13 protein-coding genes and 1 riboswitch are annotated in these 13,338 nt (G+C 67.9%); of the genes, 10 read left to right on the forward strand and 3 right to left on the reverse strand.

What is annotated here, in order from left to right; translation table 11 throughout:
- The first annotated feature begins 6 nt into the window (after window positions 1–6).
- On the forward strand, window positions 7–1,269 hold the full coding sequence (locus OG609_RS29795) for a L,D-transpeptidase (RefSeq protein WP_327275660.1): 1,263 nt from the start codon (window positions 7–9) through the stop codon (window positions 1,267–1,269).
- A 57-nt stretch (window positions 1,270–1,326) separates the two neighbouring features.
- Here OG609_RS29795 and OG609_RS29800 read toward each other — a convergent pair whose 3' ends face one another.
- Window positions 1,327–1,728 carry a hypothetical protein gene (locus OG609_RS29800; protein WP_327275661.1) on the reverse strand — a complete coding sequence of 134 codons (402 nt, stop codon included), beginning with the start codon at window positions 1,726–1,728 and terminating at the stop codon, window positions 1,327–1,329.
- A gap of 187 nt (window positions 1,729–1,915) precedes the next feature.
- On the opposite strand from OG609_RS29800, the gene ctaE reads away from it, so the two are divergent.
- The 6 genes from ctaE (at window position 1,916) to OG609_RS29830 (ending at window position 9,060) form a co-directional block, all read left to right on the forward strand.
- Entirely contained in the window at window positions 1,916–2,536 is a 621-nt protein-coding gene (gene ctaE / locus OG609_RS29805; RefSeq protein ID WP_093893621.1) for an aa3-type cytochrome oxidase subunit III, read from the forward strand.
- Between the two features lie 62 nt (window positions 2,537–2,598).
- A complete protein-coding gene (qcrC, locus tag OG609_RS29810) occupies window positions 2,599–3,408 on the forward strand; it encodes a cytochrome bc1 complex diheme cytochrome c subunit (RefSeq protein ID WP_327275662.1) in 810 nt (269 codons plus the stop codon).
- Window positions 3,405–4,457 (forward strand): cytochrome bc1 complex Rieske iron-sulfur subunit, encoded by a 1,053-nt coding sequence (gene qcrA / locus OG609_RS29815; RefSeq protein ID WP_327275663.1) that lies wholly within the window; start codon window positions 3,405–3,407, stop codon window positions 4,455–4,457. Before qcrC ends, qcrA begins: the two co-directional genes overlap by 4 nt.
- Window positions 4,454–6,079, forward strand: coding sequence for a cytochrome bc1 complex cytochrome b subunit (gene qcrB / locus OG609_RS29820; RefSeq protein WP_327275664.1), 1,626 nt, complete (start codon window positions 4,454–4,456; stop codon window positions 6,077–6,079). Before qcrA ends, qcrB begins: the two co-directional genes overlap by 4 nt.
- A 125-nt stretch (window positions 6,080–6,204) precedes the next feature.
- Window positions 6,205–7,269: an anthranilate phosphoribosyltransferase gene (gene trpD / locus OG609_RS29825; protein ID WP_327275665.1), complete on the forward strand. Its 1,065-nt coding sequence runs from the start codon at window positions 6,205–6,207 to the stop codon at window positions 7,267–7,269.
- Between the two features lie 83 nt (window positions 7,270–7,352).
- A riboswitch (SAM riboswitch) is annotated at window positions 7,353–7,470 on the forward strand.
- 174 nt (window positions 7,471–7,644) lie between these two features.
- Window positions 7,645–9,060, forward strand: a complete 1,416-nt coding sequence (locus OG609_RS29830; protein ID WP_327275666.1) for an aminotransferase class V-fold PLP-dependent enzyme — start codon at window positions 7,645–7,647, stop codon at window positions 9,058–9,060.
- A gap of 112 nt (window positions 9,061–9,172) precedes the next feature.
- Here OG609_RS29830 and OG609_RS29835 read toward each other — a convergent pair whose 3' ends face one another.
- A complete protein-coding gene (locus OG609_RS29835; RefSeq protein ID WP_093543818.1) occupies window positions 9,173–9,454 on the reverse strand; it encodes an Lrp/AsnC family transcriptional regulator in 282 nt (93 codons plus the stop codon).
- Entirely contained in the window at window positions 9,451–10,203 is a 753-nt protein-coding gene (locus OG609_RS29840) for a rhomboid family intramembrane serine protease (protein WP_327275667.1), read from the reverse strand. The genes OG609_RS29835 and OG609_RS29840 overlap by 4 nt, the downstream gene beginning before the upstream one ends.
- A gap of 161 nt (window positions 10,204–10,364) precedes the next feature.
- On the opposite strand from OG609_RS29840, the gene OG609_RS29845 reads away from it, so the two are divergent.
- The 3 genes from OG609_RS29845 (at window position 10,365) to OG609_RS29855 (ending at window position 13,319) form a co-directional block, all read left to right on the forward strand.
- Window positions 10,365–10,607 carry a hypothetical protein gene (locus OG609_RS29845; protein WP_093893615.1) on the forward strand — a complete coding sequence of 81 codons (243 nt, stop codon included), beginning with the start codon at window positions 10,365–10,367 and terminating at the stop codon, window positions 10,605–10,607.
- Between the two features lie 37 nt (window positions 10,608–10,644).
- Window positions 10,645–12,006, forward strand: a complete 1,362-nt coding sequence (locus OG609_RS29850) for an NYN domain-containing protein (RefSeq protein WP_327278228.1) — start codon at window positions 10,645–10,647, stop codon at window positions 12,004–12,006.
- 284 nt (window positions 12,007–12,290) lie between these two features.
- A complete protein-coding gene (locus OG609_RS29855) occupies window positions 12,291–13,319 on the forward strand; it encodes a C40 family peptidase (protein WP_327275668.1) in 1,029 nt (342 codons plus the stop codon).
- Window positions 13,320–13,338: the final 19 nt, after the last annotated feature.

Genomic DNA, 13,338 nt, shown 5'->3' on the forward strand with positions numbered 1-13,338 from the left:
GTGTTCATGAACCACGCGCCGCGCTTCCGCCCCGTAGTGAGTTGCACTCTGCTGGTCGTGACCCTGGTCGCAGGTGTGACCGCCTGCGGTGGGTCACATGGCCACCCGCTCGCGGCGAAACCGTACGACGCGGCGGACGAGATCTCCTCCAACGTCCCGGAGGGCGACGAGAAGGCCGACTCCGACAAGCCGCTCGAAGTAACCGTCAACGACGACGACGGCCGGATCACGGACGTGTCGGCCGTGGACGCGATCGGACGCCATCTGGCCGGCGAGCTCGACGCCGACGGGAGGCGCTGGCACTCCACCTCCCCGCTCGCCGCCGGCGCCCGCTACACGGTCCGGGTCAGCATGGAGGACGGCGACGGCGACCCGGGCAGCCGCACGCTCTCCTTCGATACCGCCTCCGCCAAGGCCAAGAAGCTCCTGAAGGTCACCTTCGGCCCTCAGGCGGGCACCTACGGCGTCGGACAGCCCATTACGGCGGAACTCAGCGCTCCGGTCAAGGACGAGGCGTCCAGGGCCATCGTGGAGCGTGCCCTGCGGGTCCGCTCCACGCCCGCCGTGACCGGCTCCTGGTACTGGGTCGACGACAAGATCCTGCACTACCGCCCCAAGGAATACTGGCCCGCCAAGGCCACCATCGAGGTCACCAGCGGCCTGGCGGGCGTCAAGGTCGCCGACGCGCTGTACGGAGCCCCCGCGAAGGCGCTGAAGCTCACCACGGGCGACCGTGTCGAGGCCATCACCGACGCCGCAGCGCACACGATGACCGTCAAACGCAACGGGAAAGTGATCAACACCATTCCGGTGACCACCGGCAAGCCCGGCTTCTCCACCCGAAACGGCGTCAAGGTCGTGCTGAGCAAGGAGTACTCCGTACGCATGCGCGGGGAGACCATCGGCATCTCGGAGAATTCCGACGACGGGTACGACCTGCTGGTCTACTACGCGACCCGCGTCACATGGAGCGGCGAGTACGTGCACGCGGCCCCCTGGTCCACCGGTTCGCAGGGGTACGCGAACGTCAGTCACGGCTGTACGGGCATGAGTACCAGCCTGGCCGAATGGTTCTTCAACACCGTGCGCACGGGCGACATCGTCCAGGTCGTCGGCAGTCAGGGCGAGACGATGACGCCGTTCGACAACGGCTACGGCGACTGGAACCTTTCCTGGGCCAAATGGCAGCAGGGCAGCGCTCTGCACAAGAACGACACCCCGGACCGCACGGACACTTTCCAGGCGGCGCGACTGCGCCCCGAGGTCTGACCGGCCCGGGGAGCGCGCTGCCCCTCAGCGGGACTGCGGACACAACCCCGGCAGGGCTCAGGCGTCCACGCAGTCCCTGCTGCGCAGCAGAGCGGCCAGGGCGTCCGCGAACTCGACCGGTTCGACCGGAAGCGTCACCGCGGCGTCCGCACGGCTCCAGGTGGCCAGCCAGGCGTCCTGCGGGCGCCCGATCAGCAGCAGTACGGGCGGGCAGTGGAAGATCTCGTCCTTGATCTGCCGGCAGACGCCCATGCCGCCCGCGGGTGCCGTCTCGCCGTCCAGCACACAGACATCGATGCCGCCGTTGTCCAGTGCGTCCAGGACAGCGGGCAGGGTGGCGCACTCGAGGAATTCCACCGGTGGCACATCGGCCGCGGGCCTGCGCCCGGCTGCCAGCTTCACCTGCTCACGGGTGTTGGCGTCGTCGCTGTAGACCAGGACCGTGGCGGTCGGCTGCATTGTTCCTCCGTGACATCTGTGTCTTCGGGGCTTTCCGGGCATGAACCGATGCGCGGATCGTACTCCGCCCGATGGGCTGTCAGCACCGCCCGGGACAGCGGATTCATGGGCCGTTCGGGGAGGGCACACCCTGTTGACACACCGAACGGCACCCCCCGGAGTGAGGGCGGGATAAGGGACCGACATAATGTCGGTCGTGGCGACAGCAACGACAGTAGAAACCGGGCACGCGCACCCGTCGGTCAATCGACCGAACCTCACCAGCGTCGGAACCATCATCTGGTTGAGTTCCGAGCTGATGTTCTTCGCGGCCCTCTTCGCGATGTACTTCACCCTGCGATCGGTGATGGGACCGGACCACTGGAAGGAAATGGCTTCGGCCCTGAACTTCCCGTTCTCCGCGACGAACACCACGATCCTGGTGCTCTCCTCACTCACCTGCCAGCTCGGCGTCTTCGCCGCGGAGCGGGGCGACGTGAAGAAGCTCCGTACCTGGTTCGTGATCACTTTCGTGATGGGTGCGATCTTCATCGGAGGCCAGGTCTTCGAGTACACCGAGCTGGTGAAGAAGGACGGCCTCTCGCTGTCCTCCGACCCGTACGGCTCGGTGTTCTACCTGACGACCGGCTTCCACGGGCTGCATGTGACAGGCGGTCTCATCGCCTTCCTGCTCGTTCTGGGCAGGACATACGCAGCCAAGAGGTTCACCCACGAACAGGCGACCGCTGCCATCGTCGTGTCCTATTACTGGCACTTCGTCGATGTCGTGTGGATCGGCCTCTTCGCCACGATCTACATGATCAAGTAACCGGGCTCGAACCCGAACCACATCCAGCATCGACGCAGAAGATCCTGACACCGGGGTAATCCGTGAAAAAGCTCTCCGCACGACGACGCCATCCGTTGGCGGCGGTCGTCGTACTACTCCTCGCGCTGGCGGCCACTGGGGGGCTGTACGCCGCGTTTGCGCCCGCGAGTAAGGCGCAGGCCGACGACACCGCCCAGTCCCTCGCCATTGATGAGGGCAAGAAGCTGTACTCCGTCGGTTGCGCCAGCTGCCACGGAACCGGCGGTCAGGGCAGCACCGACGGGCCGAGCCTGGTCGGCGTGGGCTCCGCCGCCGTGGACTTCCAGGTCGGTACAGGCCGTATGCCGGCGCAGCAGCCGGGTGCCCAGGTACCGAAGAAGAAGGTCATCTACAGCCAGGCCGAGATCGACCAGCTCGCGGCGTACGTCGCGTCGCTCGGCGCCGGTCCGATCGTTCCGACCAAGAACCAGGTCAGCCCTGACGGTGCGGACATCGCCAAGGGTGGCGACCTGTTCCGTACCAACTGCGCGCAGTGCCACAACTTCACCGGTGAGGGTGGTGCGCTGACGAACGGCAAGTACGCGCCCAGCCTCGAAGGTGTGGACCCGAAGCACATCTACGAGGCCATGCAGACCGGCCCGCAGAGCATGCCGTCCTTCCCGGACACGACGATGCCCGAGCAGCAGAAGCGGGACATCATCGCGTACATCCAGACCGTGAACAGCGCCCAGTCGGAGAACCCGGGTGGGCTCAAGCTGGGCGGCCTGGGGCCGGTCAGCGAGGGCTTGTTCGCCTGGATCTTCGGGCTCGGCGCACTGATCGCAGTTGCCATTTGGGTCGCGGCCCACACCGCTAAGGCCAAGAAGTCATGAGTAGCCAAGAGATTCCAGACGAGAACCTGCCCGCTGAGCAGGACACCGCGCACGGCGCGGTAGAGGTCGCGGACGACCCGTTCGCCGACCCGGGGCTGCCGGCCCACAAGCCGCGCATCCAGGACATCGACGAACGGGCCGCGAAGCGCTCCGAGCGCGCCGTGGCGTTCATGTTCACGCTGTCCATGCTGGCGACGATCGGCTTCATCGCCTCGTACGTCATCTTCCCGGTCGACAAGATCGTGTACATCTGGCCCTTCGGCCATGTGAGCGCGCTCAACTTCTCCCTGGGTCTGACCCTGGGCGTGGCCCTCTTCGCGATCGGAGCCGGGGCCGTCCACTGGGCGCGCACCCTGATGTCCGACGTGGAGGTCGCCGACGACCGGCACGCCATCGAGGCCGAGCCCGAGGTCAAGGCGAAGGTCCTCGCAGACTTCGCGGCGGGTGCCGAGGAGTCCGCGTTCGGCCGGCGCAAGCTGATCCGCAACACCATGTTCGGTGCGCTGGCCCTGGTGCCGCTCTCCGGCGTGATGCTGCTGCGCGACCTCGGTCCGCTGCCGGAGAAGAAGCTCCGCAACACCCTGTGGGCCAAGGGCAAGCAGCTCATCAACATGAACACGATGGAGCCGCTGCGTCCCGAGGACGTGGCCGTCGGTTCGCTGACCTTCGCCATGCCCGAGGGCCTGAAGGAGGACGCGGAGGACTTCCAGAACCAGATCGCCAAGGCCGCGCTGATGATCATCCGCATCGAGCCGGCCAACATCAAGGACAAGCGCGAGCGCGAGTGGGCCCACGAGGGAATCGTGGCCTTCTCCAAGATCTGCACCCACGTCGGCTGCCCGATCAGCCTGTACGAGCAGCAGACGCACCACGTGCTCTGCCCGTGCCACCAGTCCACCTTCGACCTCTCCGACGGCGCCCGCGTCATCTTCGGTCCGGCCGGTCACGCCCTTCCGCAGCTGCGGATCGGTGTGAACAGCGAGGGCAACCTCGAGGCGCTCGGTGACTTCGAAGAGCCCGTCGGTCCTGCATTCTGGGAGCGCGGATGAGTACTGCGACCGACACAAAGCGCAAGGCGCCCGCCGGTGAGCGGGTGGCCGACTGGGCGGACGGCCGGCTCGGGATCTACTCCCTGGCCAAGGCCAACATGCGCAAGATCTTCCCGGACCACTGGTCCTTCATGCTCGGTGAGATCGCCCTCTACAGCTTCATCATCATCATCCTCACGGGTGTGTATCTGACGCTGTTCTTCCACCCGAGCATGAACGAAGTCGTGTACCACGGCTCGTACGAGCCGATGCAGGGCATCCGGATGTCCGAGGCCTACGCCTCGACGCTGGACATCAGCTTCGACGTCCGCGGTGGTCTGCTGGTTCGCCAGATCCACCACTGGGCCGCGCTGATCTTCCTGGCCGGCATGTTCGTGCACATGATGCGCGTCTTCTTCACGGGTGCGTTCCGCAAGCCGCGTGAGATCAACTGGCTGTTCGGCTTCCTGCTGTTCGTGCTGGGTATGTTCACCGGTTTCACCGGCTACTCGCTCCCGGACGACCTCCTGTCCGGTACGGGTGTCCGCTTCACCCAGGGCGCGATCCTGTCGATGCCGATCGTCGGCACGTACATCTCGATGTTCCTGTTCGGCGGAGAGTTCCCCGGTCACGACTTCGTCGCCCGGTTCTACTCGATCCACATCCTGCTGCTGCCGGGCATCATGCTCGGCCTGCTGGTGGCGCACCTGATCCTGGTCTTCTACCACAAGCACACGCAGTTCGCGGGTCCCGGCCGCACCAACAAGAACGTCGTCGGCATGCCGCTGCTGCCGGTGTACATGGCGAAGGCCGGTGGCTTCTTCTTCCTGGTCTTCGGCATCATCGCCGTCATCGCGGCCATCGCCTCGATCAACCCGATCTGGGCCATCGGCCCGTACCGCCCGGACCAGGTGTCCACCGGCGCCCAGCCCGACTGGTACATGGGCTTCGCCGAGGGTCTGATCCGAGTGATGCCTGGCTGGGAGATCAATCTCTGGGGTCACACGCTGGTCCTGGGTGTGTTCATTCCGTTGATGGCCTTCGGACTGGTACTCGCGATCATCGCGGTCTACCCGTTCGTCGAGTCCTGGGTCACCGGGGACAAGCGCGAGCACCACATCCTGGACCGCCCGCGCAACGCCCCGACCCGGACGGCCTTCGGTGTCGCCTGGATCACCGAGTACGTCATCGTCTTCATCGGCGGTGGCAACGACCTGTGGGCCACGCACTTCCACCTGTCGCTGAACGCCATCTCCTGGTTCGTCCGGATCTTCATCTTCGTGGGCCCGGTCATCGCGTTCATCGTCACCAGGCGGATCTGCCTCGGCCTCCAGCGCCGCGACAAGGAGAAGGTGCTGCACGGGCGCGAGTCCGGCATCATCAAGCGCCTGCCGCACGGTGAGTTCGTCGAGATCCACGAGCCGCTCGGCCCCGAGCAGCTGCACACGCTCACCGCGCACGAGCAGTACAAGCCGGTGGAGATCGGCCCGACGGTCGACGAGAACGGTGTCGAGCGCAAGGTGTCCGCTCTGCAGAAGCTGCGGGCCCGGCTCAGCAAGGGCTACTTCGGCGAGGACAACCAGATCGCCAAGCCCACCACCGAGGAGTACAAGGAGATCACCAGCGGCCACGGTCACCACTGATCGCCTGAACTGATCGCCACAGCAGGAGCCCCGTCCATCCGATGGACGGGGCTCTTCGCTGTCCGTGGCGCTCGATAGGGTGGGGGTAACCCCTTTTATCGGCTATGGACCCCCAGGAGCGGACCATGAACGTTGTGACCCCGGTCGGCGGCGACAGCGTGGCGGACCGTTCCTGGCCCGGCGTGCTGAACCCACTGCTGCGCGGCGAGGACCTGACCGCGGACGACACCGCATGGGCGATGGACCGCATCATGAGCGGTGAGGCGACCGATGTGCAGATCGCCGGTTTCGCGGTGGCCCTGCGCGCCAAGGGCGAGACGGTCGACGAGGTGTCCGGCCTGGTGCGCGCGATGTACGAGCACGCCAACACGATCCACGTACCCGGTCGCACGGTCGACATCGTCGGCACCGGCGGCGACCTCGCCAAGACGGTCAACATCTCCACGATGTCGGCGATCGTCATCGCGGGTACCGGCGCCAAGGTCGTCAAGCACGGCAACCGCGCATCCTCGTCGGCGAGCGGTTCCTCCGATGTGCTGGAGAAGCTCGGCGTCAATCTGGAGCTCAGCGCGCAGCGGGTCGTCGAGGTCGCCGAGGAGGCGGGCATCACCTTCTGTTTCGCGGTGAAGTTCCACCCCGCCCTGCGGTACGTGTCCAGGGCCCGCAAGGAACTCGGTGCCCCGACCACGTTCAACATCCTCGGGCCGCTCACCAACCCGGCCAAGGTGCGCTCCCAGGCCATCGGCGTTGCCGACCTGCGGATGGCGCCCATCATCGCCGGTGTCCTCGCCGAGCGCGGCAATTCGGCGCTGGTCTTCCGCGGCGACGACGGCCTGGACGAGCTGACGACCACTGCGACCTCGCGGGTCTGGGTGGTCCGGGACGGATCGGTGCGCGAGGAGGCGTTCGACCCGCGCGACGTCGGTCTGGAGCTGGTGCCGGTACAGGCGCTGCGCGGCGCCGACGCCTCGTACAACGCGGATGTGGCCCGCCGGGTGCTGGCCGGCGAGCGAGGCCCCGTACGGGACGCCGTGCTGCTCAACTCGGCAGCGGCGCTGGTCGCGCTGGACCCGACGGACGGCACGCTGAACGAGCAGCTCGCCGCAGGGATCGCGAAGGCCGCCGAGTCCATCGACTCGGGGGCGGCCCGGCAGGCGCTGGAGCGCTGGGTGACGGTCAGCAACGCCTGACCGGACGGAATGTGACGCAGGGCGCGGTCCAGATCTTGGACCGCGCCTTGCGCGTTGACGCGCGTATGGCAAGATGCTGGGCAGGTCATGAGTGACAGCGACTACGGCCCCGGCCCGCTGTCCGGCAACCCTCCGTCCGTGGCGGGGTGCCCCGGGTGAAGACCAGGCCGTGGGCAGCGAGGTCTGCGGCAAGCGCGGGCCCCTCGGCATCTGTGAATGCCAGCCCCCGGGGTCCTGGTCCCTAGGGAGTCTCTTGTGAGCAAGCGAATGCGATAGGGCTTGTCGGCCCTTCTCCGCACACCCTTTTCACCTTCCGCTGCGCTGCCGCGTATCCGCCGGCGCATGCAATTCGCCTGCCTGTTACGGGAGTTCGCCATGTCTGTCTTCACCGCTGCCACCGACCAGTCGCTTTGTGCCCCTCTGCCGGTTCTGGGCAAGGATGTAACGGTTCCGCTGGTCACGGGTGGTGAAGTCACGTACGCCGCTCTCGACTACGCCGCCAGCGCCCCGGCCCTGCAGCGCGTCTGGGACGACGTCGCCGCGTACGCCCCGTACTACGGCAGCGTCCACCGCGGCGCCGGGTACCTCTCGCAGCTCTCCACGGACCTCTTCGAGAACAGCCGCGCGACCGTCGCGGAGTTCCTCGGCTGCCGCGCCGACGACCAGGTCATCTTCACCCGCTCGACCACCGACTCCCTCAACCTGCTGGCCGCCGTCGTCCCCGCCGACTGCCAGGTCTTCGTGTACGAGACCGAGCACCACGCCTCGCTGCTGCCGTGGCGCGACGCACGGGTGACCTACCTGAACGCCCCGCGCACCCCGGCCCAGGCCGTCGAGACGCTGGAGCGGGCGCTCGCCGACCGTGACCCTTCCCCAAGCTCTCAGCTCCGTTCGAGCAGGGGAGGCCCCATTGGCCCCGCGCTGGTCTGTGTCACCGGCGCATCCAACGTCACCGGCGAACTGTGGCCGGTCAAGGAACTGGCGGCCGCCGCGCACGCGCACGGTGCCCGGATCGTGCTGGACGCCGCGCAGCTCGCCCCGCACCACCCCGTCGACATCGCAGAGCTGGACGTCGACTGGGTCGCCTTCTCCGGACACAAGCTGTACGCGCCGTTCGGCTCGGGTGTGCTCGCGGGCCGCGCCGACTGGCTGCAGGACGCCGAGCCGTACCTGGCCGGCGGCGGCGCCTCGCGCAAGGTCGCCCGCCGCACGGATGGCGGTGTGGACGTCGAGTGGCACTCCACCGCCGCCCGCCACGAGGCCGGTTCCCCCAACGTCATCGGCGTGTACTCCATCGCCTCCGCCTGCAAGGCGCTGACCGAGGCGGGCTTCGACAACCTGGTCGCGCGGGAGCAGCACCTTGTCACCGCGGTCCGGGCCGGACTCGCCGGAGTCCCCGAGGTCAAGGTGCTCTCGCTGTTCGGCGACGACGCCCCGCGGGTCGGCGTCATCTCCTTCGTGGTGGAGGGCTGGAACAGCTCGCACTTCGCCGCCGCGCTCTCCGCCGAGTACGGCATCGGGGTCCGCGACGGACTGTTCTGCGCACACCCGCTGGTCCGCACCCTGCTGGGCAGCGACCCGCAGGAGGTCGGCGAGTGCGGCGCGCCGGAGGCCGAGCCGGGGGAGCGGTCGCTGAACGCGATCCGGGTGAGCTTCGGGGCAGGTACGCCGGACGAGCACATCGAGCGATTCGTGCGCGCGGTCAAGGAACTGGTGAGCAAGGGCGCCCAGTGGAAGTACCGCACCGAGGACGGTCGCTGCGTTCCGGACCGGGGCGCAGCGCAGCTCTGACGGGCGCGCAATACTTCGGCGGGGGACGGGCTCGGCTGCCCGTCCCCCGCCGAAGTGCTACGCCGTAATTAAGAAGTGCTACGCCGCAATTACGCCGTAATAAGGGGCGTACCTACGCGTCGAGGCCGATGGCGAAGGCGGCCTCCAGGTCGTGCTGCGAGTACGTACGGAAGGCCACATGCGTATCGGTGGCCTCGACGCCGGGGATCTTGCTGATCCGGCCGGGGATGACGTCCGCCAGATCGTCGTGCTTGGCCACCCGGACCATGGCGATCAGGTCGTACGTACCGGTGACCGAGAAGACCTCGCTGACGCTGTCCAGCGCTGCGATGGCCTCGGCGATCTCGGGAATCCGGTCCACGCTGGTTTTGATGAGCACGATCGCGGTGATCACGGCTGGCTTTCTCCCTCGGTGGCCGTGGCTGGAGTCTTCACTCTATCCGTACGCCGATAGCGCCCCCAGGCGTAGAGGAAGCCGAGGACGAAGCCGACCACATGGGCCAGATAGGCCACGCCGGGGCCCCCGCTGCCCGCGCCCTGGACCGCCAGCCACTGCAGGACGAACCAGAAGATCAGCACGATCCAGGCGGGGAAGCGCAGCGGCAGGAAGAAGAGGAACGGGAACAGGCTGGTGACCCGGGCCCTGGGGAACAGGTAGAGGAACGCCCCCAGCACCGCCGAGATCGCCCCCGACGCACCGACGAGCGTCTGGTCGGACGTGGCGTGCGCGGCAGCGTAGGAGACCAGGGCGAGATAGCCGCAGCCGAGATAGAAGAAGGTGAACTCGGCATGGCCCATGCGCTCCTCGGCCATCGCCCCGAACACGTACAGGAAGAGCATGTTGCCGAGCAGATGCAGCCAGCTGCCGTGCACGAAGAGGGCGGTGAGCGGGGTGAGCAGGGCCCGTGCGGAGCCGTCCCACAGCTCGCTCGGGATCACGCCCCAGCGTTCGAAATACCCGGCCTGGGCGGCGAGCAGGGCGTCGGCGGTGCCGTAGGACGGGTTGAAGCCGGAGAGCGGACTGATCAGGAAGACCAGGCAGCACAGGGCGATCAGGGCGTAGGCCACGGGCGGTCCGCCCGAGGTGAGCGTCCGTAGGAATCCACTGGCTAATCTGGCGGCCGCAGCCCGCCGATCGATCATGAACAGAGCATGACGCAAGCGGAGGGAACGGGACAGACCGCCTCGCCGTGTCGGGGGGACGTGGCTAGGCCGTAGGGTTACGGCAGGACATCCGCAGTTCGACGGCGCACCGCGAGATCCTTGAAGCAGGCAGCACGAGGCTCGACGAAAGAGGACGCACGATGACGACGGTTCCCCAGCCGACCGACGGGACCCGCTGGCGCTGCACGCTCTGCGGAAATCTCACACGATTCGACGTGACGCGTTCTTCCAAGGTCATCGAATACGTCCATCTCGACCTGGCCGGGGAGTCCACCGTCGAGGAACGCGAGGTGGTCAGTGAGACCATCGAGTCGGTGCGCTGCCGTTGGTGCAACGCGGTGGATCAGATCGAACTGGTGGACAGGCCGGGTGCCGACTCCTGACGGGGCCGGGCGGACAGACAATTTGGGGTGACGGATGGTGGAGCAGCCCGCTAGCGGCGCCGAGTCGGCCGAGGCGGCCGACGACGCCGTCGAGGCGCTCGACCGCCCGCTGCCCGAAGGTGTACGGCGACGGGTCGTCGCGCTGGTCTCGGACGCGTTCGGCGACCTGACGGTCACCGAACTGCCGGCCCAGCTGAGACAGTACGCCCGCTTCACCCCGACCCGGCGCGCCAAGTTCGCCGGGAACGCGATGGCGGCCGCGCTGGAAGGCGACGCACTGTTCCGCCGGCGCATCGGCGAACGGCTCAAGGAGGGGCAGCCGGAGCTGACGGCCGCGCTGGAGGCCGGTTCGCCGCCCGCCGCCGCTGACCCCGTCGATGTGGCCGCCGCGGCCTATGTGCTGCGCCCGGCCGGCTGGGTCAAGCTGGTCACCTCCGCCGGCGAGGAGGCCCAGCGGGCCGACGCCGAGCGCGCCGACGAGGAGAGCCGCCGCGAGCTGGAACGGCTGCGCGAGGAACTCGCCCAGGCCCGCTCCCAGACGAAGAGCGAGACCGAACGGCTCCGCGGAGAGCTGGACGCGGCCCGCAAGGAAGTCGAATCCCTTCAGCGCAAACTGCGCAGTGTCGTCAACGAGGTCAAGCGCGGCGAGGCCGCGCTGCGCCGCAGCCGGGCCGAGACCGACGCCGTACGGTCCGAGGCAGCCGCCCAGGTCTCCGCGGCCGAGAGCGAGAGCCGCCGGCTCAAGGCGCGGCTCGGGGAGGCCGAGGCGTCCGTGGAGGCGGGCCGTCGGGCTGCCAGGGAGGGCCGCTCGGTCGAGGACATGCGGTTGCGGCTGCTGCTGGACACAGTGCTCGACGCGGCCCGCGGGCTCCGTCGCGAACTGGCCCTGCCGCCCTCCTCCATCCGCCCCGCGGACAGCGTCGACGCTGTCGAGCCGGGCCGGATGTCGCCCAAGGACATTGCCGCCAGGGCCCTTTCGGAGACCGATCCGGCCCTGCTCGACCAGCTGCTCGCGCTGCCGCAGGCGCATCTGATCGTCGACGGCTACAACGTCACCAAGACCGGCTATCCGCAGCTGCCGCTGGAGAAGCAGCGGTTGAGGCTGCTGGGCGGCCTCGCGGTGCTCGCGGCGCAGACCGGCGCTGAGATGACCTGTGTCTTCGACGGGGCCGAGCTGGCCGCCCCGGTGCTGCTCGCACCGCCGCGCGGGGTCCGGGTGCTGTTCAGCAAGCCTGGTGTGACCGCTGATGAACTCATCCGTCAGCTGGCGCGCGCCGAACCGCCGGGCCGGCCCGTCGTGGTGGTCTCCACCGACCGCGAAGTCGCCGACGGAGTGGCCAAGGCGGGCGCCAGGCCCGTTGCGTCCGTCTTGCTCCTGAAGCGCCTTTCGCGCGTCTAGTGGCACTTGCCGGGTCTCGGTGGAAATCAAGGAACGGACCGTCAAGTCTCCGCTACCCCCTGTGTGTCGTGGGTAAAGAAGTGCAGCCTGTGACGAGATTTTTCTTGTGAGGATTTGAACTGATCACAAGTTGGTCACTAGGGTCAGGCCTCGAACCTTCGCACGGTTGATCACCCATTCGGGGTGACGGCGAAGGCACCGCCGAGTCCGTGACGTGCACGGAGCCGGGGATTTATGTCCCCCACAACCCGGTAGGCGGCTCGAGGAAGAAGGAGCTCGCCTCCGTGGCGTCCCACCGTCGTCCCAAGCAGCCGAGCCGCGCCCGTGTGACCGTGCTCACCGTGACCGCCGCCGCGGCCGTGGCCCTGACCTCCCAGGCCGCCCACGCCGATCCGAAGCCCTCCAAGGGCGAGGTCAAGGCGAAGGTCGAGAAGCTCGGCCATGAGGCCGGCGAGGCCAACGAGCAGTACTACGGCGCCAAGGAGAAGCAGCAGAAGCTGGAGAAGGAAGTCGGCGCGCTGCAGGACAAGGTGGCCCGCGGCCAGCAGGAGATCAACAACCTGCGCAACGGCCTCGGTTCGCTCGCCGCCGCCCAGTACCGCTCCGGTGGCATCGACCCGTCGGTGCAGCTCTTCCTCTCGTCCAACCCGGACACCTTCCTCGACGAGGCCTCGGCCCTCGACCAGTTGACGGCCAAGCAGACCGAGACCCTGGGGAAGATCCAGGAGAAGCAGCGGGTCCTCGCGCAGGAGCGCAAGGAGGCCCAGGACAAGCTCGGTGACCTCGCGGACGTGCGCAAGACGCTCGGCGCGAAGAAGAAGAAGCTCCAGGACAAGCTGGCCGAGGCGCAGCGCCTGCTCAACACGATGACCGAAGCCGAGCGCACGAAGATGCGCGAGGACGACCAGCGTGCCAGCCGCTCCGCCGGCGACCGGGTCGACCTGGGCAAGGAGGCCCCCGCCTCCGCCTGGGGTGCCGCCGCCCTGAACGCCGCCGCCACCCAGGTGGGCAAGCCGTACCAGCGCGGCGGCACCGGCCCCGGATCCTTCGACTGCTCCGGGCTGACCCAGTGGGCCTACGCCCAGGCCAACGTCCAGATATCCCGGGTCACGTACACCCAGGTCAACGACGGTGTCCACATCGGGCGCAGCGCGCTGAAGCCGGGCGACCTGGTCTTCTTCAACAACACGTCTCACGTGGGCCTCTACGCGGGCAACAACACCGTCCTGCACGCCCCGTACACGGGCACGGTCGTCCGCTACGAGTCGATGAACACCATGGGCAGCTTCCAGTTCGGCGTGCGCGTCGGCTGACGACGCCCGAACGGGCGAA

The organism is Streptomyces sp. NBC_01224 (assembly GCF_036002945.1).
GTDB lineage: Bacteria > Actinomycetota > Actinomycetes > Streptomycetales > Streptomycetaceae > Streptomyces.

Coding starts and splice junctions, on each gene's coding strand:
- OG609_RS29845 (WP_093893615.1), top strand. CDS start 10,365: ATGACGACGGTTCCCCAGCCGACCGACGGGACCCGCTGGCGCTGCACG.
- ctaE (WP_093893621.1), top strand. CDS start 1,916: ATGTCGGTCGTGGCGACAGCAACGACAGTAGAAACCGGGCACGCGCAC.
- OG609_RS29795 (WP_327275660.1), top strand. CDS start 7: ATGAACCACGCGCCGCGCTTCCGCCCCGTAGTGAGTTGCACTCTGCTG.
- OG609_RS29800 (WP_327275661.1), bottom strand. CDS start 1,728: ATGCAGCCGACCGCCACGGTCCTGGTCTACAGCGACGACGCCAACACC.
- OG609_RS29840 (WP_327275667.1), bottom strand. CDS start 10,203: ATGATCGATCGGCGGGCTGCGGCCGCCAGATTAGCCAGTGGATTCCTA.
- trpD (WP_327275665.1), top strand. CDS start 6,205: ATGAACGTTGTGACCCCGGTCGGCGGCGACAGCGTGGCGGACCGTTCC.
- qcrA (WP_327275663.1), top strand. CDS start 3,405: ATGAGTAGCCAAGAGATTCCAGACGAGAACCTGCCCGCTGAGCAGGAC.
- OG609_RS29830 (WP_327275666.1), top strand. CDS start 7,645: ATGTCTGTCTTCACCGCTGCCACCGACCAGTCGCTTTGTGCCCCTCTG.
- qcrB (WP_327275664.1), top strand. CDS start 4,454: ATGAGTACTGCGACCGACACAAAGCGCAAGGCGCCCGCCGGTGAGCGG.